This is a genomic window from Oceanospirillum linum, assembly GCF_001995095.2.
Taxonomy (GTDB): Bacteria; Pseudomonadota; Gammaproteobacteria; order Pseudomonadales; family Halomonadaceae; genus Oceanospirillum; species Oceanospirillum linum.
Window position 1 is genome coordinate 446,011 of sequence record NZ_MTSD02000003.1, and the last position, 21,560, is coordinate 467,570.

The window sequence follows — 21,560 nt, forward strand, 5'->3', positions numbered from 1 at the left end:
CCCGTCTCTGTGTCTATTATCAATATTGCTGCGACGCACAAATAACCATAAAAAATAATGTCAGCTCAACACAGAGGATTCTGCCATGCTCTATCAACTCCATCATAATTACAGCCAGGTTGCCCAACCGGTTCACCTTTGGGCTCAGGCTTGGCGCAAGCAGCTATCACTACCCTGGAACCCTCTGCGTATCACCCAAACCGGCAAGTTGCTTACCGCTGCGGCTGAGCTGATCGAACGCTGTACCGATAACTACGAAAAACCCGATTTTGATCTGCCTTTCACTGACATTGATGGCCAGCAAGTACGCATCCGCGAAGAGGTCGTTCACACCCTGCCGTATTGTAATCTGCTGCACTTCCGCCGCTCAGGCGAATACCAGCACCCTAAAGTGCTGATTATTGCACCTATGTCCGGCCACTATGCCACTCTGTTACGGGGGACAGTGGAGCAGTTTATTCCCGACCATGAGGTCTATATCACCGATTGGGTCAACGCCCGGGAAGTGCCTTTGGAAGAGGGCAGTTTCAGCTTTGATGACTATGTGCGCTATCTGATTGAGTTTCTGCAGCTGTTAGGGCCGGATACCCATGTGATCGGCGTCTGCCAGCCCAGCGTGCCCGCTATTGTTGCAACCACTGTAATGGCAGAACAGAAAGATCACTGCGCGCCCAAATCCTTAATTCTGATGGGTGGCCCCATTGATACCCGCAAAAATCCGACCGAAGTGAACGACTACGCCTCCGGCAAGGATTATGAGTGGTTTCAGGATCAGGTTATCTGCACGGTTCCGGAGGGTTACCCCGGTGCGGGTCAGCGGGTCTACCCTGGTTTTATTCAGCTGTCCGGCTTTATGAGCATGAATTTCGACAGTCATGTGAATAAACATTTCAAGTTCTTTGGCGATCTGATCAAGGGCGATGGTGATAGCGCTGAAGCGCATCGTAAGTTCTATAACGAATATCTGGCGGTGATGGATCTGCCCGCTCCCTTCTTTCTGGAAACGATCAGGAAGGTGTTTCTCGACCACGACCTGCCTCGGGGTGAAATGACCTATGAAGGCAAAAAGATCAATCCGGCCGCCGTGACCAGAACCGCACTGATGACCATTGAAGGGGAAAACGACGACATTACCGGCATGGGGCAAACAGAAGCTGCCCATGACATTCTAAGCAAGATTCCAAAAACCAAGCGCCAGCACTATATTCAACAGGACGTTGGTCATTACGGCATCTTTAATGGCCGCCGCTTCCGGGAAGAGATCGCACCTAAGATTAAAACCTTTATGCGATCTCTATAGAGGGAGTTGATGTAGCAGGGGCTGCCGCCCCTTTTGGGTATTTTTTATGCCGCCTCTGTGCGTTTTTTATGGCCTTCCCGCAGGTGGTTAACATCTTCACCGGCCAGCGAGTTGCCCACCAATGTATAGGCGGCACCAAAACCTTTAACGAAACGTCCGCCCTGGGGTTTGAGACGGAAGAGGCGGAAGTCAGACAACTGACTCAGATTCCGGATACGTTCACCCAGACGCGCTTCTAAAATATCGACACCCTCCGACCACGCCGCAGAATCCGTTTCCAGCAGTTCTGCGTTAACCGAATAATTAACCCGTATCCGTGCAAACAGTTCTTTTGCACTATCTTCATCCTGTGCAATCAGTACAGACGCCTCTGGGTTATGCTGCAAATTAATCGCATGCAGCGCTATTTCACTCAGCAACACATAAAGGCATTCATCCCCGATAGCAAAGGGTGCATATGATGCATAGGGCTTCCCATCGGGCTGTATGCTCGATAGAAACAGGCTTTTACGGCTTTCAATAAAGTCCATCACATCACGGTTAATTTTAACCGCCAGCTTTTGCTGTTTTTCTTCGGGGGTCATAGCTATCTCCATTGAGCCTTTGTTCTTTTAACCCTCCTACGATAATGCTGAAAACTGATTCTTGCAAATACTAATTATTATCATTAGTCTTTGCTGAAAGCTGCAGCATAACCTGCCATTGAATCCGAACCCCATGTGAGAGAGCCATGACCCGACCTAATTCGCCTCTGATCCGTCAGCTACTTTTTGCACTGACACTTACCCTGTCTGCCGTCAGCTTCGCGGCCGGGAATCAACGTATTATCAGTGCCGACTCTGGCAGCACCGAACTCCTGGTCGCTTTTGGCCTGCAGGATCAGCTGATCGCGATCGATGTCACCAGCACACAACCGGATACCGATAACCCGCTCCCTTCGATAGGCTACCACCGCAACCTGTCTGCAGAAGGTATTATGAGTATGAACCCGGATATTCTGATCGGCAGCAACCATATGGGCCCTGACCATGTGATTAAACAGCTGAAACAGAGCCCCGTTAAACTGATTCAGCTTCCCGTAGCCCATACCACAGAGCAGCTTAATCAGAACATTCACACTCTGGCTCAGCAGCTGGGACAGCCCCATCTGGGCAACAGCCTGATTGAAGAAAACAAGAAAACGCTGCAGCAACTGCAAGCACAATCTCTGCAGCAAGAAAACGCTGTTTTTCTGCTAAGCATGGACAGCAAACTGCGTATGGCGGGGAGAAAAACCGGCGGCGGTGCTTTAATTGCACTGACCGGAGCCCAAAATCTGGCGGATTACGATAACTACCGAAGCATCTCTGTTGAAGCTTTAGTCGCGATGCAGCCAAGTATTATTCTGGTCTCAACCCGTGACCCGCAAGATGGCATCAGGAAATTCCTGGACAGCAATCCACTGCTAAAACACACACCAGCGGGGCAGCATGGAAAAATTTATGCGGTTGATGGCCGAACCATTGTTTCCGGTGGCCTGAGTGTTTCTGCTCTGGCAGAAGCAAAACGCCTGTCCGATAAAGCCCAGGCCAGCGCGTCATTAGCAGACGCCAAGCATCAGGAGTAATATTATGCTCCGCCTGCCGCCTGCTCTGACCGCTTCGGTGCTGTTCGCACTACTGCTACTCGCCGCGCTATCGTCCATTATGCTGGGGGCGATGCCTCTGCCGGCTCTGGAGAGTCTATTAACGGTTATCGATGCCGCAACCGGCTCTGCTTTCAGTAATCTGCAAAGTTATCAACAGGCCGTCGTCACAGAACTACGACTGCCTCGCATACTACTGGCTCTGGCGGTGGGGGCTATTCTGGCTCAGTCCGGAGCAGTGATGCAGGGGCTGTTCCGTAACCCGCTGGCGGATCCCGGCATTATCGGCGTATCATCCGGTGCCGCCGTCGGTGCCGTTATCGCCATCGTTTGGCTACCCGCAAGCATCTCAGCCTGGTCGGTTCCCGTAGCCGCTTTTATTTCAGGACTGGGAGCAACACTCCTGGTATACGGCCTGTCTCAGACCCGCTCCGGCACCTCCGTGCTGGTACTGCTACTGGCTGGCGTCGCGTTATCAGCCTTTGCCGGAGCTGCTATCGGCTTTGTCAGCTATTTTGCCAGCGATGAAAACCTACGGGCCCTCAGTCTTTGGCAGATGGGGTCATTGGCAGGGAGCGATACCCACAAAATTCTACTGGCCAGCGCCACCTTTGCCCTGTTGGCCTACGCATTCCAGAAACGAGCCGGGGCTCTGAATGCACTATTGCTGGGCGAAGCCGACGCCCGCCACCTGGGCATTAATGTAGAACGCCTTAAACTGGAACTGATCGTGCTGACCGCCGTCGGCGTCGGCGTCGCAGTTGCCTGCTCAGGCATTATCGGCTTTGTGGGTCTGGTGGTTCCTCATATTGTTCGTATGACCACCGGCCCCAGTCACAAGACACTGCTGCCGCTGACAGCCCTATGCGGCGCTTTGCTGCTGCTGGTGGCGGATCTTTTCTCCCGCCTGGCCGTGCAGCCGGCGGAACTGCCGGTAGGACTGGTTACCGCGCTGATGGGAGCGCCTTTTTTTCTGTTTATGCTGATTCAGCAACGTCGTCGCTGGAATACCTGATATGACCCTGAAAAAAAACATCAAGGCAGAAAAAGCCATGCTACATCTCAGCAACCTGCATGTGCAGGTGGGCACCAAAAGCCTGCTGAACCTGGATAATCTGGAGCTTAAAGCTGGCGAGGTCATGGGTGTTCTCGGCCCTAACGGTGCCGGTAAATCCACACTGTTTAAGGCGATTACCGGTACCATTGAGAACGAGGGCCGTGTTCTGCTCCATGGTAAACCACGCCAGGATTGGCAACATAAGGCACTGGCACAACATTTGGGTGTGCTGGCTCAATCCAGCGAATTGACCTTCCCTTTTCTGGCCCAGGAGGTGGTCGCCCTGGGGCTCACCCCACTGACCATAGGCCATAAAGAGGGCTGGCAGCTGATCTACAACCTGATGGAGCATACCGACTGTCGGCATCTCGCAGAGCGAAGCTATCCATCGTTGTCCGGTGGTGAGCGCCAGCGCGTACAGCTGGCCCGTGTACTTCTGCAATTAAGTCAGGCGCAAAGTGCACCACTACTGATGCTGGATGAGCCCACATCTGCCCAGGATCTGGGACAGCAACACGGTATCCTCTCCCTCGCCCGTGATCTGGCAAAAAACCGGGGCTATGCCGTCCTTGTGATTTTGCATGACCTGAATCAGGCCCTGCAATATTGCGATCATTGCTGCCTGATTGATAATGGAGAAATTGCCCTGCAGGGTGAACCGGAAACGATTCTGACACCGGAGACCATCGAGCGGCACTGGCAATACCTGCCAGAGAAGATCCATATGAGTAGCGGCCAGCCTATTCTGATCTGACCCACCTCATACCATCATTAACCCTAAAAAAAGGGTTGTGCCGGTTAAGGCAACAACCCTTTTTTTATTGCGCAACCGGATATTAGATCGTCCCGGCTTCCTCTGGCTGTTCCAGTGTTTCCAGCAACGTCTGCCATTCGGTCAGCTCTTTTTGTCCCGGTTTTCTTGCCCCAAACAACTGCAGCACCTGATAGCCCTGTTGATCGAAGAACTCCAGAGAAGAGACCACGCCATCTTCGGTGGGGCGTCGAACCAGCCAGGCTTCGGAAAAAGTCTCTGTGTTCGCATGCAGATTAAAGCCCGGATCAAGCACGTTAAACCAGGGCCCCATACGCACCAGTTTGTTTACCACTCCGGTGTGGATCTGCACAATACCTGCGTTACCCACAAAAACCATAATCGGTAAATCTTGCTGAGCCGCCTTTTCTAATGCCTGCTCCAGAACGGTCACCGGCAAGATCCTGGCCCGCTCTTCCCCTGCCAGACGAAACGCCTGTTTCCGCTCCAAGTCATGTTTTTTCAACAGGTCAGAGAAATCATGCACATCTTTCAGCTGATCCCAGTCCGCCCGGAAAGCGGTGCGATCGACGTCCGTATCAGCCTGAGCCGGATTGATAACCCACTGATCAGCCTGAGCAGCAAGCTCAGGATCGATATACTGCCCTGGGGACTGATCCTCAACCCGATAGCAGGTAACCAGCTGCTCCAGGCGCTGAATATCCGTGTCAGCATTAGCGTAAACTTTATGTACCGCCGTGCCGGCCTGGTCAAAAAACTGCAGGCTGCGCCGCTCTCCCTCTGTGACAGAGTAAGCAAAGGACCATTGCTTAAAGAAAATACGCAGATCAATGTCACCCAGAAATAAGCCCACCTTTTCACCGCCGCCCAGCTTGCCATAGATGCCGGTTTTTTCGTGAACCACACTGTCATTCCGGGACAGGGCCATGACCGAGTCCAGTGTGCGCATCTCAGCCATCAATTGACGCAGACTTTCCGGATCAGAACGCAGCCGGGTAACACCATCCCCACAGTTCAGTGCCACCAGCTCCGCTTCACTGACCCCCAGAGCATCCGCCACGTTGCGGATTCTCAGCTTAGGATTATCCGCTTTAAAGCGTGCGACGCGCTCGCGCAAACTGTTTAAGCTATCGCGACTCAGAGGTTGAATCATGCCATCTCCCTTATCTTTTTGATCGATCACTTATTGCCCAAGTTAATGATAGTGATTATCATAATCAAAGTCACTTGAAATTGAATCCACTATGATCTACCGACCTCCGCATCGCTTAAAATATGCCCAAAGCCCTTTAAAACTGTCCCGCCTTACGCTAGTACTGACTTGCTCAGCTCTTTGCGCCTGTGGTCAGGGCTCATCAGGCCAAACATCAACCGATGCAACGCAGACCTCTGCCGTAAGCGCTAAAGCAGCTCTTGGGCAGATGCTATTCTTTGACCCTAATCTCTCCCTGACGCGCAACCAATCCTGCAGCAGCTGCCATGACCCCGACAGAGCCTTTACCGACAGTCGAACAGCGGCTATTGAATCAGGGGTCTCCATTGGTGATGACGGTATCAGTCTGGGAAACCGCAACGCCCCAACCCTAAGTTATATAGGGCTAACACCTGAATTTGCAGTCGATACCGATATCGATGGAAATGGAGAGTACGGAAAGTATGAAGAGTACGGAGAATACCTGGGCGGCTTTTTCCATGACGGGCGCGCCAAAACGCTGCAACAGCAGGCAGGTCAGCCATTTCTGAATCCGGTGGAGATGGCGATCCCTGACAAAGCAACCTTGATAGCCCGGATCATAGAGCAACCCCGCTATGCGGAGGCCTTTCAACGGGCTTTTCAGCGTTACGATTTCAGTGATACGGAAGCGGTTTTCTCTGACGTCACCGAGAGTCTGGTGGCGTTTCAGCAAACCGAGCTGTTCCAGCCTTTTGATGCCAAGTACGACCGCTGGCTGGCGGGGGAAGACGAGCTGACAGCGACAGAGGAGCGAGGCCGAGTGCTTTTTTTCACATCCAGCCAAACTAGCTGCGTCAACTGTCACCGTATGGGGGAGGCTAACAACGCCCACTATGAGACCTTTACTCACTATCGCTATCGCAATATCGGCGCTCCGGTTAACCTGGAGCTGGAGCAAAGCACCTCGGAGGCTGATCCCGGTATTGCGGCGCAGCCGGATCTGGAGTACGCCACAGCGGGCGCGTTTAAAACGCCCACCCTGCGTAATGTCGCGGTTACAGGGCCCTACCTGCACAATGGTGCGTTAAAAACACTGGAGGCGGTATTGGAACTCTATAACTTCCGCAGCTGGGGCAATACCAGCAACCCGAATCATGGGATAAACCCTGAAACCGGTCTCATCTGGCAGACAGATAGCTATGCCGATCAGCTACACGGGGCAGAACTGGCGATGCCGGAGCTGTCATCCCAGGACAAGCAGGATCTGATCGCCTTTTTAAAAACGCTGACCGACCGTCGCTATGAGTCGCTGCTAAACGAATAACTCATACCTTTCCAACCAAACGCTATGGGCAGAGAAAAACAGACGCAACAAAAAAACCCCGCTTATCCGGCGGGGTTTTATCACTCATGGTTGGACGCTGAGATTTACTCCGCCGCCTTCCACTGCTCCACCTGAAGGGTCAGCGGGCTGTAGCTGCTGAAGTGAATTCGGCCATAAGCATTGCCATCTGCTGATTTTACAATCCAGCCATTGCTGTCGCCTTTATCATGTACGGTGACGATATGCGTTGTGCTGTCGTAGTCATACCAGCCACTTGATGGCATTAGTGTTTTTACTGCATCCGCAGCGGTAACACAGTCATCCGCCTTAACCGCATTAAATTCAGCCAGAGTGTTTGCTGCGTTCAGTTTCTCGAACTCCGCTGCAACCGGGTTACCATCGGCGTCATAAAGCGCATCATACTGATGGGCAACACAGGCTTTAGCGGAAGCGTTAAGGCTGAAACCTACATACTTCTGATAAGCTATATCCCATGCGGTGTTCGTTGCGGTATCAGCAACCGTGATATCTCCGGACAGATCAAGACCTACCGCCGTTCCGCCGGTGGCGTCCAGACTGATCGTTTTCTCTACCGCACCTGTGGCGGCATCAGCATAGCGGATAAAGAGACTGGCGGAGGAAAGATCACCGTTCTCACCGGTATTACTCAGAACCTGAACTTTATGGTGGTTACCTTCATCGTCGTCAATCAGATAGACCGCAAAGGTTGGCCACATGGCATGCCCGCCCGCAGCGCCATACTCCAGAGCACCAAAATCACCGGGCGCATTAAAGGCCCCTTCGGAGGAATCGGTAAAATACTTATAAACCTGACTGGTATCGGTGGGATCTGTTACATCCCATACGGAGTCCGCTAAAAGAGCACCAACACCCTGAGCATCACCTGCTTTATCGCTACCGACAATCGCGGCCTGACCGGAGCCTGATGCACCGCCGTTCAGCGAGTAAACCGTGCTATAGCCGGACTTCTCGACCTTAAGCTCCCAATCATCATACTCGGTAACAATACTGTTCGTTTCAAGATCCCAGTAAACAGCCCCTGAATCCGGTGTCAGACCAGGAGAGGCCGTTGCAGCCTGCCAGGAACCGGCACCAGTCTCACCTACTGCTGTATCACCATCGGAATCATCATCACTATCCGACCCTAAGCAGCCGGTCAGTGTCAGTGTTGCCGCCAGAACAGCAGTGCTCAGTAAAGAACGGGTAAAGGGTAACTCTAAATTCATGATGTTCTCCGTAACGGTTAGCAGAAAAAATATTAAAGATCGACTCTTAAGCCGGAATAGACGAAGCGCCCGGGATGCGGGCCCTGATCATTGGGATCTGAAGGGTCTTTAGTGACATCAGCCAGATTGTCGACGCCCAGATAAACTTTCAGATGCGGATTGATTTGCTGGTTCAGCTTCAGATCCCAGGTGCTCCAGGCGGGCGTGTAATGCTCATTGTCGACATCGCTAAAGCTCTTACTCTCATAACTGCCCAGCAGCGAAGCACTAAAACCTGATCCCGGCTTGAGCGTCAGGCCGGTTTTAAACTGCTGCTGAGGACGACCGGTAAGCTGCTTTCCTGTCGATGCATTTTCGGTATCCATCAAGGTCAGTGCCGCATCCCAATACACCAGGTTGCGCCACTGACCTTTTAGCGCCAGCTCGGCACCGGTAATCGTGGCTCGGTCAATATTCAGATATTCGTAAATGACAACGGATGGCGTACTTCTGGGATGATCGGCATTCGTGGCAGACGTGATAAGGTCGGTCAGATTATTGCGATACAGGCTCAGATCCACACTCAGCCCGGAAGGGAAGCTCAGCTCAGCTCCAATCTGATAACTATCCGAGCGCTCCGGCTGAAGATCAGGGTTTCCCATGACCATATAGCCCAAATTACTATGATCAAAAACGTAGTAGCGTTCTTTAAGGTTAGGAACACGGTACCCCATACCCACACCCGCCCTAATACGCACCTCCGCAGAGTCAAGCCAGTCTGGCGTATAAGAGACATTCACCTTGGGTGTGTAGTGACTGCCAAAATCGGAATCATACTGATAGCGCACACCGGGCAATAACTCCCAGTGACTTCCCAGAAAAATATCGTTCTGAACAAATAGTTCGGCACTCTTGTTATCCGTTCCGTTACCTATCTCGTCTGTTCTCTGATAGCCGGTCAGGGTGGGCTTATCCAGATATTGCTCCAGTTCTGCCTGGGACAGATCTGCACCCAGGGTCAGTAGCTGGTTATCTGTCAGAGGCGTGTCCCACTGGACACTACCTCGAAGAATTTTTTGCTCAGCCGTACGAATATCACCCTTTTCGGTGATATCACTGAAAGCCTCATGGGTCAGATAGAGCGCCAGCTTATCCTCGCCAAACTGAAAACGTGCCCCTGCATCCAGATGCTTACGCTCCGCAACTTCGGTTTTATCCCGATAACCCACTCCAGGTGTAAACAGCAGGTTCTCTGCAACCAGATCCTCTTTGTAGTAACTGGGCTCAACAAAATATTCATGACCGGACGCTGCTTCATAGGCCAGGCGTGCAGAAACATTGGTTTTTGTGCCGGATGAGCCATCTCTGCTGGGGGTATCCAAATCAAGGTCATAGCCGTCGGTATCTCTGATACTGCCATTCAGCACAGCGCTCCAGTTACCTTTATTCATGCCAAGATTTAACTGGCCATAACGGGAACTGATATCCTGCTCCCTACCGCCCAGACTCAGATCAGAGTTACCGATATTACCCTGGCCATAGCTGCCGGCATCGGCGGTTACAGAAAGACTGAACTCTTTATCCGGGCGACGGGTAATAATATTCACCACACCACCCATCGCAGAACTGCCATACAGCGCCGATGTAGCTCCCTTTACGACCTCTATACGTTCAATATCCGCAGTGGCCAGTTGACTGACATCCACCGATGAGCCTGTGCTGGCTGTGACGGGACGACCATTGACCAGAATCAGAACCCGATCAGCATCCAACCCCTGAAGCCATACCTCTTGGCCGCCTTTACCGTGAATATCTTTCAGCATCAGCCCCGGTACCGTTTTCAGCGCCTCCGCAACGTTACGGGCGTGCAGGGTATCCAGCTGCTCCCGGGAGACCACCTCTGTACGTATCGGCGCATCCTCAAGCAGCCGCTCTGTCCGGGTTCCGGTAACGACCCAAGTCTCTTCCCCGGAAACCCCATCATCTGCGGAAAGCACGACGCCCGAAGACAACAGAGCCACTGAGAAAACGATCAGATTTAAGGGATATTTCACAATAGATCCTACAACCAGAGACATTAAGTTAATTTGAAGCTAAACGATAATAATTAGCATTAAATTAAAATACAATGGTAATGAGAACTATTTTTATTAGTTGGCCAGATATAAAAAAACGGCCTCTCGGCCGTTTCACAAAAAACAGATGCTTTGATTTATCAGCTTATCCGCCGATAGATGATATCCCAAACACCATGGCCGAGGCGCTCACCCCGTTTTTCAAACTTAGTGACAGGCCGGGAATCCGGACGTGGTACATAATCACCATCGCTGGCGGTATTCTCGTAGCCTTCTGCCACCTGCATCACTTCTACCATGTGCTCGGCGTAGTTTTCCCAATCAGTGGCCATATGGAAGCGACCACCCACTTTCAGCTTCTTACGCAGCAGCTGAACAAATTCAGGCTGTACGATACGGCGCTTATGATGGCGCTTTTTGTGCCACGGGTCCGGGAAGAACAGCTGCAAAAGATCCACAGAGCCATCCGGGATGCACTGATTCAGAACCTCAACGGCATCGTCTTCATAAGCACGCAGATTGGTTAAGCCTGCATCGCCAGCTTCGGCCAGTAACTTACCCACACCCGGCGTGTGCACTTCAATGCCAATAAAATCATGATCGCGCATGGTGTTGGCCTGCTCAAACAGAGAGTGACCCATACCAAAACCGATCTCGATAACCAGCGGTGCTTCACGGCCAAACACCTGTTGCGGCTCGATTTCACCCTGCTCCAGGGTCAACCCCCATTTTGGCCAGAACTCATCCATGCCACGCTGTTGGCCCGCCGTCATACGACCGGTGCGCAGTACAAAGCTGCGAATACGGCGCTTATGTTCTTCAGGCGTTTCGTTTTCTTTTCTTTCCTGGCTTTCTACCGGCTGCTCAGAAACCTCAGCCTCGTTGACAGCTTGATTCGGGTTTTGAGCATCAGTTGCATCAGACATTGTCGTTCTTTAAACCTGTATGGTGTTATTTAAAAAGTGAGGGTATCGATAGAGAACATCGGCAAGCCCGTCTCAACAGGCCTGCCCGGATCTCAGCGCACCTACGGATAAACTCAGCCAATCAGCCCATCCAACGGAGATGATGCGCTGGCATATTTTTTACGGGGCATACGACCGGCCCGATACGCTTCACGACCAGCCTCAATCGCCTTACGCATGGCAGAGGCCATCAGCACCGGGTCTTTCGCTCCGGCAATGGCGGTGTTCATCAAAACCGCTTCACAACCCATCTCCATAGCGATCGCAGCATCAGAAGCTGTACCCACACCGGCGTCAACCAGCACAGGGATATTGGCACTTTCCATGATGATGCGGATGTTGTGCGGGTTCAGAATACCCAAACCGGAACCGATCAGGGAACCCAACGGCATAATGGCACAGGCTCCCATATCCTCCAGCTTTTTCGCCGCAATCGGATCATCATTGCAGTAAACCATGACATCAAAGCCGTCGGAGATCAGGGTCTTCATCGCCTTCAGCGTTTCTTCCATATCCGGGTACAGCGTCTTCTGATCACCCAGTACTTCCAACTTCACCAGATTGTGACCATCCAGCAACTCACGGGCCAGGCGGCAGGTACGCACGGCATCTTCAGCGGTAAAGCAACCGGCGGTATTGGGTAGAATCGTGTACTTATCCGGTGTAATCACATCCAGCAGATTCGGCTCATCCGGGTTCTGTCCGATATTGGTACGGCGAACCGCAACGGTGACAATCTCTGCGCCACTGGCCTCAATCGCCAAGCGGGTTTCTGCCAGATCTTTATATTTACCGGTACCCACCAGTAAACGGGACTGGTAACTTTTACCCGCTATGGTCAGAAGATCGTCGTTTTTTATCGAATCCGTCATCGAATGGTTTCCCCTGTCTGTGTTTATTATGTTCCGTGATTAAGCGCTTACGGCGATATCAGCCACCGCCGATGGCGTGCACAATCTCAACCTGATCATTCTCATTCAGGTGGGTTTCCCCATGCTGGCTACGCGGTACAATCTCAGCATTCACTTCCACTGCGATACGCTTACCTGTCAGCTCCATTTGGATGATTAAATCAGCCAACGTCGCCTGATCCGGCAACGTCTTCGGCTCGCCATTAACCAGTATATTCATAGGTTTGTTACCTGATCTGTCGATTGCTTTTCTGTATTTAGGGCAAGCGGCGTGAAATCTGGTCTGATGGACGCTATATTTCTCCGCGCCATTGTTCATAAGCTTTTGCCTAAACCACTGCCGCTGAAAAAGGCGGATATTGTACCTCAAACCTATGGCTTTGCGGCCTTAAATCTGGAGTTACCCAATGCTAAATTCCCCGGAGTCATCGAAAAAAATGCTTTTTTATTTTTACGGACTGCTCTGGCTATTAACAGGTTTGCTTGGCGCATCCTCTGTCTTTCTTGATGCCTGGCTGAGCCATGGTTTTACCAGTAGTGACAGCGATGTACTCAGCAGCCTGCAAACGGCAGTTCGCTATCAACAATTTAATAGCCTGACATTGGCGCTTAGTTTATGGGTCGCAGGGGGAGCATTACGGCAAGGGAGGCCGATAAGCGGATTAAGTCTTGTGCCCGGCCTCTTATTTCTGCTGGCAATTTTTGCTTTCTGCGGCGGAATTTACGGTAAACATCTGCTGGGCTTTACGACCGGAGCCATCACACCAGTCGGTGGTTTTCTGATGGCTCTGGGTTGGTTAAGTCTGGCTCATTACGGTTTTTATCAGCACAAACGTTGATTATCGGCTGAGGGGCTGCCAGCGCAGGCGCTGATTGTCGGGCTAAAGCCACGACCTACAAAGATTATGGTGGGCCGTTCTTCAGGGCGATACCGGATCAGCGCGGTGGAATCGAATAGGTCGCAGTGACATGGGCCACCGGCTCATCATCACCTTCTGAGCAGATACTGATCTCGCCCACCGCCAGGCGCTTACCCAATTTCAGCAGACGTGCCTCAGCAATAATAGCCCGGGCTGGTTCTGGCTTTCTGAGAAAGTTGATATTCAGATTAGTGGTTACCGCCAGAGCCACCGGGCCGATCTGCCCAAGAATCGCGACATAGAGACAGATATCCGCCAGCGCCATCATCGTGGGCCCGGAAACGGTTCCTCCGGGACGCAGATGGGCATCATCCACATTCAGTCGCATCACAGCGCTATTCCTGCCCATCTCAGTTACGACACCGATATGCTGAGGGAACTCTTTGTGAAGAAACTGATTGATCTCATCTACCGTCATGACAGTGTCTGACTGCCCGGCTGTATTCTCTGGGGTAGAGGTTGCTTTTGTTGTTATTGTTGCAGTGGTCATAACGACTCCTGAGCCTGTTTTTATTATGCATCACAGTATTTGCTTGTTTACATGTTCCACGTGGGAGCCCACCTAAACATAACACAGAATCCCCGTAGGTCGGATAAGCGCCCTAAACGGCACGATTAAGAATGCACCGCGGGTTATTGGCGCGCCATCCGACATCAATTCAGGCAGGCACGAAGCTTCATCAGCCATTCAAACGGCCACCCATCTCCTGCGCCAGATCCACCGCGTAGTTGTCGGTCATACCACCAATAAAATCCAGTACCCGACGATAAGCCTCATAGCGGCTCCAGCCAGTATCGGGAATATTCTCACCGATCAGCGACAGCACTCGTTTGTGTTTAAAGCTTAACGGTGCATCCGATCCGGTCTCTTTAAGCAGGCTCAACTCATCCACTGCGCCGCAAAAGTTCTCCAGCAAAACACCCAGAGTGGTGTAAGCCCCTATCTCCAGCTTAGCTTTACGCGGATGATCAAAAATACGCTGCTGAGCCATCCGCTTCGCCTGAGCCACTCCCTGGGCAATATCCGGTGGGCAGGCATCAATCAGATCCCGGTTAAAGCGGCCGGCAAGCAGCTCTTCCTGATGCTCCACAAAGGCTTTCGATACCGCGGCAACAACCTGCTCCATGGCTGCTCCCCGCAGAGCAGCGACCCGTCGCCGGTTCGAGGCCTTTGCCAACCGGCGATACCCCTCCGGTTCACTACCTGCGATCTGCAGCAGCAGACCTTCCACTTCCTGATAGGCCAGAATCTCCATCTCAAGACCATCTTCCAGATCCAGAAGGGCGTAACAGAGGTCATCTGCAGCCTCCACCAGATAAACCAGTGGGTGGCGGCACCAGCGCTGATCGGCTAACTGAATCAGGCCAAGGGCTTTTGCGGTTTCCTGCAGCATAGGCAGTTCCGTCTGGTAACAGCTGAATTTACCGGCACTTTTAGTATTATCAGGACTTGAAGCATATGTTGCCGTCCAGGGATATTTCAGAAAAGTCCCGAGAGTGGCGTAGGTCAGCTTCATACCACCGGCAAATTGGTTGTACTCCACCTGAGTCACCATACGAAAGCCCTGAGCGTTGCCCTCAAAGGTGATCAGGTCTGCTTTCTGCTCCGGAGTCAGACCATCAAGCCGCCCCTGTTTTTCCGCCTGCAGAAACCAGTCACGAATGGCATATTCACCGGCATGACCAAAGGGCGGGTTACCAATATCGTGCGCCAGACAGGCACTTTGCACAATAACGCCAAGATCAGCAGGGGAGATATTATCAGGCAGGTGGTGCTGCAGGCTGTCAGCGACCATCATACCGAGGCTGCGCCCGACACAACTCACTTCAAGGCTATGGGTTAGCCGGGTGTGAATATGATCGTTTTCTGCTAACGGGTGAACCTGGGTTTTACGGCCCATACGTCTGAAGGAACCGGAAAAAACCACACGGTCATGATCTTTATGGAAGGGAGAACGCCCGACATCATCGATACCATGTCGGGACATACCTTGCAGCCGCTGGCTGGAGAGTAATTGCTGCCAGGACATTATCTGTTGACTCATGCATTGCTCCCTATAAGCACTATCATAAGCCAACAGATTGCCGCTAAATCAGTTTCAGATCAAAGGGGTTGTGATCAGAAGTTCATCACAAAACCAAAATTCAGGCTACTTTCCAAATCATCGGAACCTGCGCCCACATCAACTTCCATTTTCCGCCAACCCAGATAGACATCCACATCCTGAAGTGCCTGGTAGTAGGCCCGCAAAGAAAGGTCTGTCATGCCATCAACATCACCAAACGAGACAACCTGAGGGGCAAAATAGAGGTGGCCACCAAAGCGCATCTGGGGAATCTGCTGAAAAGAAAAACTTCCCTGAAGACCCAGACCTACAGCGGCTCCATCAAAATCACCTGAGCCGGTCAGAGCATAGATACGCCCACCGACACCAACGCTATAGGTTGCGGTATCTTCCTGCGTATGCAGCCCCAAATGCCCCACCAGGGCATCTGAGCCGTTCTCTTCATGATAAAGAGCGCCTACGGCCATATTCAGGCGATTCTGGGGCAGAGGTGCGTCGTATTCCGCACGAATTGTTTCGTTATTGATATTCAGGTCAATGGTGGCTGCCTGAGCTGTCACCGCCATTCCCGCAGTTAATGCCGCTAAAGCTAATCGTTTCATCGGAACCTCGGATAAGTGCAATCGATAAAATTCTCTGGCGATATGCATAAAAGATTCGCCAAAATCAATAAAATATCTTTATTCAGTGCAGATCTATGCCCGGTATTCAGATACCGTACTGCTCGCGATACTGCCGAATCGCATCTGCATGCCGTTTGGCGCTGTCATCACCTTTATCATCCAGATACAACAGAACCTGTTCCAGCGTGATGATACTCACCACCGGCATATTGAAGTCACGTTCGACTTCCTGAATAGCAGACAGTTCACCCTTGCCACGCTCTTGACGATCCAGTGCGATCACTACGCCGCCAGGTTGTGCACCATTGGCATCAATAATCTGCATCACTTCACGGATCGCAGTGCCCGCAGTGATCACATCATCAATGATCAACACCTTGCCTTCCAGGTCAGCACCCACCAGGACACCACCTTCACCGTGATCTTTGGCTTCTTTACGGTTAAACACATAAGGTACATCGCGGTCGTGATGATCCGCCAATGCAACAGCTGTAACGGCTGCCAAAGGGATACCTTTATAGGCCGGGCCAAAGACGACATCATATTCAACTTTTGATGCAGAGATCGCCTGCGCGTAGAATCGGCCTAAACGGGCTAAAGCCTGACCCGATTTGAACAAACCCGCATTAAAGAAATAAGGGCTGATTCGGCCTGATTTGAGGGTAAATTCGCCGAAACGTAGTACATTTTGCTCAATTGCAAACTCAATAAACTCGCGCTGGTAGTCTTGCATTCATGAAACTCCGGTAGATTTGGCTGCTGAGTATTTACCAAAACGTCTAAAGCTCGGGTATCATACACGCTCGTCGTAGCAGGAACCACGTATGAAGATCATCAACATTAACTTAAACGGCATTCGCCGGGCCGTAGACAGAGGCTTTCTGGACTGGCTTCAACAGCAGGATGCAGACGTTATCTGTGTACAAAATCTGCAGGCCAAGTCCTATGAACTGGACGATTCAGTCCTGTATCCACAGGGTTATGAAGGCTACTTTTTCGATGCAGATCAGGACAACTTTGGCGGTGTTGGCGTTTATTGCCGCAAACTACCCAAAGCGATTATGACAGGTCTTGGTTTTGAACAGGCGGATTTTGAAGGCCGCTTTATTCAGGCAGACTTTGATAAGTTCAGCATCGCGTCTTTTCTGATGCCGGATAACAGCGATCCACAGGCAAAATATGCCTTTATGGAGCAGTTCAACGAGTATCTGAAAAAACTGCGCCGCAAGCGCCGTGAGCACATTATCTGCGGCAGCTGGTATATCGCCCACAAAACGATTGATCTGGCGGACTGGGCTAACAATCAGGACACACCAGGGTTCCGACCGGTGGAGCGTGCCTGGCTGGATCAGGTATTTGGCCCCATGGGCTTTCTGGATGCGTTCCGTGAAGTGAACCGCGAGGAAGGCCAGTACTCCTGGTATCCAGAGGTTGATAAACCACGTAACCGACAGGATGGCTGGCGGATCGACTACCAGGTAACAGGGCCGAACATGCGGCGCAATATCGTAAACGCCTGGTTTGATACTCAGGCTAACTTCTCAGAGTTCGCACCTCTGGTGATTGAGTACGATATCGACCTGTAATTCTGGTACCCGGGAAGATACCTGCACCTGCCGGATTTTTTACCCTCTGCCGTTTCAGGACGACAACGATCAGATTCAGATCAAAAGCAGGGTTCTGGCTTACGATGAATGCGGCACACAGAGAAGACTCTAACGTGCCGCCCAGAAGGTGCAGGGGCACCCCGGGAGCTTGTCAGGCAGGTGACAAAAAGAAGCCCGTGATCGCTTTCAACAGTGATCACGGGCTTCTTTGCATCTGCCGTTAGACAAGCGCACCTTTTACACTGCAGAAAATCTATCTACAGCAAAGAGTGCAGCCTATTCCGCCAACGCCTGTTGCTGCATCTCAAAGAGCTCGGTACAGCCTTTCTTCGCCAGCTCCAACATCGCCAGCAGCTCTTCCTGAGTATAAGGTGCACCTTCCGCAGTACCCTGAACCTCAATAAAGCCACCCTGATCCGTCATCACCACATTCATATCGGTTTCAGCCGTAGAGCCTTCCGGGTAATCCAGATCCAGAACCGGCATACCTTTGTAAACACCCACAGAGATCGAAGAGATCATCTGCTTCAGAGGATCACCCTTGATCATCTTCTCACGCTGCATCCAGCGGATCGCATCCACCAATGCCACACAGGCTCCTGTGATCGACGCTGTACGGGTGCCACCATCCGCCTGAATCACATCACAATCGATCTGAATGGTGTGCTCGCCCAGAGCCTGCATATCAACCGCTGCACGCAGAGAACGACCGATCAGGCGCTGAATCTCCTGAGTACGACCGGACTGCTTACCACGAGCCGCTTCACGCCCCATACGACTACCGGTAGAACGCGGCAACATGCCATATTCCGCCGTAACCCAACCCTGATTTTTACCACGTAGAAAACGAGGAACAGACGCATCAACCGACGCCGTACAGATCACCTTAGTATTACCAAATTCAACCAGCACAGAACCTTCTGCATGGCAGGTATAGTTGCGGGTGATTTTCACCTCGCGCATCGCATCAGATGCACGTCCACTCGGACGAGAAACCATAAAACACCTTTTCGTTTGTTTAATTGAAAACCAATGAGTTAAAACTGAAGAATTTTTGTCGCTTAGCCTTTTTTATAAAAAAAGATAAGCAAAACCGCAGCGGGCAAAAACCTTAAAACTTGATGACGCCAACACCACTCAGCATAACCATGTCAGTAACACGACACTGCAGCAGATAACGCCAGCGCGAAGATCAGATGCGCCAATTATACACGTTAAGCCAGTACCCGCGGAGACTTTCCCCGGCTAAAGCCAACAACTCTCATTTTTCATTGCCCAAGTGCGCTAAACATTAGCCCGCGCTTTCGCTAAACTAGCGCCAGCATAAAAAGACTTAAAGTGGCACCTATTGCACCCCACCATCGGCGCAACTGCCTCAACATCCGACCGGAGCACACAATGACTCACAGCATGACCGCCTTTACCCGTCAGGAAGAACAGCATCCCTGGGGCACTCTCAGCTGGGAGATCCGCTCGGTCAACCAACGTTTTCTGGAGCCCCACTTCCGCCTGCCGGATACCCTGCGGGAGCTGGAACCTGCCATTCGGGACCTGCAACGTAAAAGCCTGAACCGAGGCAAAGTGGAATCCGTGCTGCGCTTCCATCCGACCCAGGTCAGCGACAGTCTCAATATCGACGAACAGCTGGTAAAACAACTGGCCAGCGCCGCCGAAACCATCAGCGGCCACCTGAGCAAACCGGGTTCCATCAACCCGCTGCAAATTATGCAGTGGCCCGGCGTACTGCAGAATGAAGAAGTGGACGCCGATCAGCTGAAAAAAGCCGCCCTTGATCTGTACAAGAAAGGCCTGCAAGATCTGATCGCCATGCGGGCACGGGAAGGGGAAGAGCTCGCCAGTCTGATCAACCAGCGACTGGACGGCATCGACGCCATCGTTGTACAGGTACGCGCCGCACTACCGGGAATTCTGGAGCGCCAGCGTCAGCTGATTCTGGATAAACTGGACAGCATTAAAGATGACCTGGATCCTGCCCGCCTTGAGCAGGAGATGGTACTCATCGCCAACAAAACCGACGTCGCCGAAGAGCTTGACCGCCTCGACACCCACGTTAAAGAAGTACGCCGCACCCTGAAGAAAAAAGACCCTGTAGGCCGCCGCCTCGACTTCCTGATGCAGGAACTGAACCGCGAAGCCAACACCCTGTCCTCAAAGTCCATTGTCACCGAGACAACCCAGTGCGCGGTAGAACTTAAGGTACTGATTGAACAGATGCGCGAGCAGATCCAGAATATTGAGTAGCATGTAACCGATTGTTTATCATAAGCAAAAGGATCTAAAAGATCCTTTTGCTTTTCAAACTGTACGCCCGCAAGCATTAATGATTTTCTTATAGACTATAAGCTACTTTACACACCTCCATATCAAAGAGATTTTAAATGGACTTTGAGATTTCCCCTCCCAGCGCTGCGGCCATGCTCGAGTCGCTCAGGGCCTATGGTTATTCGCTCAATTCCGCTATCGCAGATCTGATAGACAACTCCATCACGGCCAAGGCAAAAAATATCTGGATTACCCTTCGTTGGGATGGTGAGAACTCATGGATCACCATCCGAGATGATGGGACTGGAATGAGCGAAAAACAGCTTTCCAAAGCCATGGTCGCGGGTAGCCAAAGCCCTCTCGACCAGCGAGAGGAACACGATCTAGGTCGCTTTGGACTTGGCCTTAAAACAGCCTCTCTCTCACTTGCACGATCACTTACCGTCGCCTCAAAAACCGGAAGTACTCCGTTAGCGCTCAGAAGATGGGATCTTGACTACATAGCGGGCCAACAAACAAATGAGTGGCGACTGTTGAAGAGCGGCAGAAGCAATTCAGAGGAAAAGCTCGCAGGTATCGATAATCAAGAATCCGGCACGGTAGTCCTTCTGGAAAACCTCGACAAACTATGTGCAGGCACTGTCACCAAAAGTCCGGCGCATAGAGATGAGTTCTACCATCAAATTGACTCTTTATGTGATCATCTTGGCATGATCTTCCATCGTTTTCTGGCCACTTCTTCCAGATTGAAGATCTACATCAATGGTGAAACCGAGGCCCATCTCGTAAAGCCTTGGGATCCGTTCTTCTTAAAAAATAAAGCGACAGAGCCCAAGCCAGTCACCAAAATTCCATTTGGTGAAACAGTGACGACTGTCCAAGGAGTTATCCTCCCCCATAAAGATATGCTCACTCAGGATGAATATGAGGAAGCAGGCGGCCCGCTTGGCTGGAATGCCCACCAAGGTTTTTACGTTTATCGCGGAGATAGGCTTCTGGTATGCGGCTCGTGGCTGGGGCTCCGGGAAGGTATTTCAAAGTGGCGCGCAGAAGAACACTACAAGCTTGCTCGAATTCGTGTCGACATCACCAACGAAATGGACAGTGACTGGAAGATCGATGTCAAAAAGTCCCTAGCAACTCCCCCACAGACTGTCGCACTTGCCTTAGTTCAGTATGCCTCTCAAGTGAGAAAAGAGGCTCGGGAAATCTTTGCCCACCGAGGTAAGTACGGTAAACGAGAACGCAGGGAAAAAGTTGGCAAGGTATGGATGGCCAGACAGACTCGTGGGCAGAACACCTATCGTCTTGATCGCAACCACCCCGTTATAAAAAGATTTCTTGAACGTCTTGGAGACCGCAAAAACGAAGCCGAAGCTATTTTCAGATTGATAGAGGAAACAGTTCCGGTAGAGCAGATTTGGCTCGATTCCGCAGAGTCGCCAGAAAAGAGGTCATCGCCGTTCGGTGCAGCCTCAGAAAATGAAGTCATCGAGGCTGCGACTGCTTACCTAGACTTGCTTCAAGATGGCAACTCAGCACCGACCGACGAAATAATCAGTGAGATCTGCGAGCTGGAGTGCTTTTCAGACCATAAAGAAATTATTTACGCACATTTTGGAGCCAGATAAAC

21 protein-coding genes are annotated in these 21,560 nt (G+C 51.6%); 9 read left to right on the plus strand and 12 right to left on the minus strand.

Going from position 1 to position 21,560, the window contains the following annotated elements:
• Window positions 1–85 precede the first annotated feature (85 nt).
• Window positions 86–1,300, plus strand: coding sequence for a polyhydroxyalkanoate depolymerase (locus tag BTA35_RS10020; RefSeq protein ID WP_078319662.1), 1,215 nt, complete (start codon window positions 86–88; stop codon window positions 1,298–1,300).
• A gap of 44 nt (window positions 1,301–1,344) precedes the next feature.
• Here the strand turns inward: BTA35_RS10020 and BTA35_RS10025 are convergent, their stop codons facing one another.
• Window positions 1,345–1,884: a HugZ family pyridoxamine 5'-phosphate oxidase gene (locus tag BTA35_RS10025; protein ID WP_078319787.1), complete on the minus strand. Its 540-nt coding sequence runs from the start codon at window positions 1,882–1,884 to the stop codon at window positions 1,345–1,347.
• Between the two features lie 146 nt (window positions 1,885–2,030).
• Here BTA35_RS10025 and BTA35_RS10030 point away from each other — a divergent pair, with 146 nt between their 5' ends.
• From BTA35_RS10030 to BTA35_RS10040, 3 genes are read left to right on the plus strand one after another with little or no spacing between them, the layout of a single operon-like run.
• Entirely contained in the window at window positions 2,031–2,906 is an 876-nt protein-coding gene (locus BTA35_RS10030; protein WP_078319663.1) for a heme/hemin ABC transporter substrate-binding protein, read from the plus strand.
• Between the two features lie 4 nt (window positions 2,907–2,910).
• Complete coding sequence (locus tag BTA35_RS10035; RefSeq protein ID WP_078319664.1) at window positions 2,911–3,939, plus strand: FecCD family ABC transporter permease; 1,029 nt, start codon at window positions 2,911–2,913, stop codon at window positions 3,937–3,939.
• Window position 3,940: 1 nt separating this feature from the next.
• Entirely contained in the window at window positions 3,941–4,735 is a 795-nt protein-coding gene (locus tag BTA35_RS10040) for a heme ABC transporter ATP-binding protein (protein WP_103989674.1), read from the plus strand.
• Between the two features lie 82 nt (window positions 4,736–4,817).
• On the opposite strand, the gene BTA35_RS10045 is transcribed toward BTA35_RS10040, so the two are convergent.
• A complete protein-coding gene (locus BTA35_RS10045) occupies window positions 4,818–5,906 on the minus strand; it encodes a hemin-degrading factor (protein ID WP_078319665.1) in 1,089 nt (362 codons plus the stop codon).
• Window positions 5,907–5,997: 91 nt separating this feature from the next.
• On the opposite strand from BTA35_RS10045, the gene BTA35_RS10050 reads away from it, so the two are divergent.
• A complete protein-coding gene (locus BTA35_RS10050; protein WP_078319666.1) occupies window positions 5,998–7,251 on the plus strand; it encodes a cytochrome-c peroxidase in 1,254 nt (417 codons plus the stop codon).
• A gap of 104 nt (window positions 7,252–7,355) precedes the next feature.
• On the opposite strand, the gene BTA35_RS10055 is transcribed toward BTA35_RS10050, so the two are convergent.
• The 5 genes from BTA35_RS10055 to thiS all read right to left on the minus strand — a co-directional run bounded on the left by BTA35_RS10055 (window position 7,356) and on the right by thiS (window position 12,648).
• The gene (locus BTA35_RS10055) at window positions 7,356–8,498 is read right to left on the minus strand and encodes a hypothetical protein (RefSeq protein WP_078319667.1); all 1,143 of its coding nucleotides are present in this window, start codon (window positions 8,496–8,498) and stop codon (window positions 7,356–7,358) included.
• 32 nt (window positions 8,499–8,530) lie between these two features.
• Entirely contained in the window at window positions 8,531–10,531 is a 2,001-nt protein-coding gene (locus tag BTA35_RS10060) for a TonB-dependent receptor plug domain-containing protein (RefSeq protein WP_160054993.1), read from the minus strand.
• 161 nt (window positions 10,532–10,692) lie between these two features.
• Window positions 10,693–11,478, minus strand: coding sequence for a tRNA (guanosine(46)-N7)-methyltransferase TrmB (trmB, locus tag BTA35_RS10065; RefSeq protein ID WP_078319669.1), 786 nt, complete (start codon window positions 11,476–11,478; stop codon window positions 10,693–10,695).
• A 113-nt stretch (window positions 11,479–11,591) separates the two neighbouring features.
• Window positions 11,592–12,389 carry a thiazole synthase gene (locus tag BTA35_RS10070; protein ID WP_078319670.1) on the minus strand — a complete coding sequence of 266 codons (798 nt, stop codon included), beginning with the start codon at window positions 12,387–12,389 and terminating at the stop codon, window positions 11,592–11,594.
• A 58-nt stretch (window positions 12,390–12,447) separates the two neighbouring features.
• On the minus strand, window positions 12,448–12,648 hold the full coding sequence (gene thiS / locus BTA35_RS10075; protein WP_078319671.1) for a sulfur carrier protein ThiS: 201 nt from the start codon (window positions 12,646–12,648) through the stop codon (window positions 12,448–12,450).
• 187 nt (window positions 12,649–12,835) lie between these two features.
• Between thiS and BTA35_RS10080 the strand changes: the two genes are divergently transcribed.
• On the plus strand, window positions 12,836–13,267 hold the full coding sequence (locus BTA35_RS10080) for a DUF423 domain-containing protein (protein ID WP_078319672.1): 432 nt from the start codon (window positions 12,836–12,838) through the stop codon (window positions 13,265–13,267).
• Between the two features lie 97 nt (window positions 13,268–13,364).
• Here BTA35_RS10080 and BTA35_RS10085 read toward each other — a convergent pair whose 3' ends face one another.
• The 4 genes from BTA35_RS10085 to pyrE form a co-directional block, all read right to left on the minus strand.
• Window positions 13,365–13,766, minus strand: a complete 402-nt coding sequence (locus tag BTA35_RS10085) for a PaaI family thioesterase (RefSeq protein WP_078319789.1) — start codon at window positions 13,764–13,766, stop codon at window positions 13,365–13,367.
• 262 nt (window positions 13,767–14,028) lie between these two features.
• A complete protein-coding gene (locus BTA35_RS10090; RefSeq protein ID WP_078319673.1) occupies window positions 14,029–15,393 on the minus strand; it encodes a deoxyguanosinetriphosphate triphosphohydrolase in 1,365 nt (454 codons plus the stop codon).
• A gap of 74 nt (window positions 15,394–15,467) precedes the next feature.
• Window positions 15,468–16,016, minus strand: coding sequence for a YfaZ family outer membrane protein (locus tag BTA35_RS10095; RefSeq protein ID WP_160055000.1), 549 nt, complete (start codon window positions 16,014–16,016; stop codon window positions 15,468–15,470).
• A gap of 106 nt (window positions 16,017–16,122) precedes the next feature.
• Window positions 16,123–16,770: an orotate phosphoribosyltransferase gene (gene pyrE, locus BTA35_RS10100; RefSeq protein ID WP_078319675.1), complete on the minus strand. Its 648-nt coding sequence runs from the start codon at window positions 16,768–16,770 to the stop codon at window positions 16,123–16,125.
• A gap of 91 nt (window positions 16,771–16,861) precedes the next feature.
• Here pyrE and BTA35_RS10105 point away from each other — a divergent pair, with 91 nt between their 5' ends.
• A complete protein-coding gene (locus tag BTA35_RS10105) occupies window positions 16,862–17,623 on the plus strand; it encodes an exodeoxyribonuclease III (protein ID WP_078319676.1) in 762 nt (253 codons plus the stop codon).
• A 297-nt stretch (window positions 17,624–17,920) separates the two neighbouring features.
• On the opposite strand, the gene rph is transcribed toward BTA35_RS10105, so the two are convergent.
• Entirely contained in the window at window positions 17,921–18,643 is a 723-nt protein-coding gene (gene rph / locus BTA35_RS10110; protein ID WP_078319677.1) for a ribonuclease PH, read from the minus strand.
• Window positions 18,644–19,042: 399 nt separating this feature from the next.
• Here rph and BTA35_RS10115 point away from each other — a divergent pair, with 399 nt between their 5' ends.
• Complete coding sequence (locus BTA35_RS10115; RefSeq protein WP_078319678.1) at window positions 19,043–19,906, plus strand: YicC/YloC family endoribonuclease; 864 nt, start codon at window positions 19,043–19,045, stop codon at window positions 19,904–19,906.
• A gap of 137 nt (window positions 19,907–20,043) precedes the next feature.
• Entirely contained in the window at window positions 20,044–21,558 is a 1,515-nt protein-coding gene (locus BTA35_RS10120; RefSeq protein WP_078319679.1) for an ATP-binding protein, read from the plus strand.
• The last annotated feature ends 2 nt before the right edge of the window (window positions 21,559–21,560 follow it).

Bases quoted from the DNA above. Each gene is read 5' to 3' on its own strand.
- BTA35_RS10020 (WP_078319662.1), top strand. From the start codon at position 86: ATGCTCTATCAACTCCATCATAATTACAGCCAGGTTGCCCAACCGGTT.
- BTA35_RS10025 (WP_078319787.1), bottom strand. From the start codon at position 1,884: ATGACCCCCGAAGAAAAACAGCAAAAGCTGGCGGTTAAAATTAACCGT.
- BTA35_RS10030 (WP_078319663.1), top strand. From the start codon at position 2,031: ATGACCCGACCTAATTCGCCTCTGATCCGTCAGCTACTTTTTGCACTG.
- BTA35_RS10035 (WP_078319664.1), top strand. From the start codon at position 2,911: ATGCTCCGCCTGCCGCCTGCTCTGACCGCTTCGGTGCTGTTCGCACTA.
- BTA35_RS10040 (WP_103989674.1), top strand. From the start codon at position 3,941: ATGACCCTGAAAAAAAACATCAAGGCAGAAAAAGCCATGCTACATCTC.
- BTA35_RS10045 (WP_078319665.1), bottom strand. From the start codon at position 5,906: ATGATTCAACCTCTGAGTCGCGATAGCTTAAACAGTTTGCGCGAGCGC.
- BTA35_RS10050 (WP_078319666.1), top strand. From the start codon at position 5,998: ATGATCTACCGACCTCCGCATCGCTTAAAATATGCCCAAAGCCCTTTA.
- BTA35_RS10055 (WP_078319667.1), bottom strand. From the start codon at position 8,498: ATGAATTTAGAGTTACCCTTTACCCGTTCTTTACTGAGCACTGCTGTT.
- trmB (WP_078319669.1), bottom strand. From the start codon at position 11,478: ATGTCTGATGCAACTGATGCTCAAAACCCGAATCAAGCTGTCAACGAG.
- BTA35_RS10070 (WP_078319670.1), bottom strand. From the start codon at position 12,389: ATGACGGATTCGATAAAAAACGACGATCTTCTGACCATAGCGGGTAAA.
- thiS (WP_078319671.1), bottom strand. From the start codon at position 12,648: ATGAATATACTGGTTAATGGCGAGCCGAAGACGTTGCCGGATCAGGCG.
- BTA35_RS10080 (WP_078319672.1), top strand. From the start codon at position 12,836: ATGCTAAATTCCCCGGAGTCATCGAAAAAAATGCTTTTTTATTTTTAC.
- BTA35_RS10085 (WP_078319789.1), bottom strand. From the start codon at position 13,766: ATGACGGTAGATGAGATCAATCAGTTTCTTCACAAAGAGTTCCCTCAG.
- BTA35_RS10090 (WP_078319673.1), bottom strand. From the start codon at position 15,393: ATGAGTCAACAGATAATGTCCTGGCAGCAATTACTCTCCAGCCAGCGG.
- BTA35_RS10095 (WP_160055000.1), bottom strand. From the start codon at position 16,016: ATGAAACGATTAGCTTTAGCGGCATTAACTGCGGGAATGGCGGTGACA.
- pyrE (WP_078319675.1), bottom strand. From the start codon at position 16,770: ATGCAAGACTACCAGCGCGAGTTTATTGAGTTTGCAATTGAGCAAAAT.
- BTA35_RS10105 (WP_078319676.1), top strand. From the start codon at position 16,862: ATGAAGATCATCAACATTAACTTAAACGGCATTCGCCGGGCCGTAGAC.
- rph (WP_078319677.1), bottom strand. From the start codon at position 18,643: ATGGTTTCTCGTCCGAGTGGACGTGCATCTGATGCGATGCGCGAGGTG.
- BTA35_RS10115 (WP_078319678.1), top strand. From the start codon at position 19,043: ATGACTCACAGCATGACCGCCTTTACCCGTCAGGAAGAACAGCATCCC.
- BTA35_RS10120 (WP_078319679.1), top strand. From the start codon at position 20,044: ATGGACTTTGAGATTTCCCCTCCCAGCGCTGCGGCCATGCTCGAGTCG.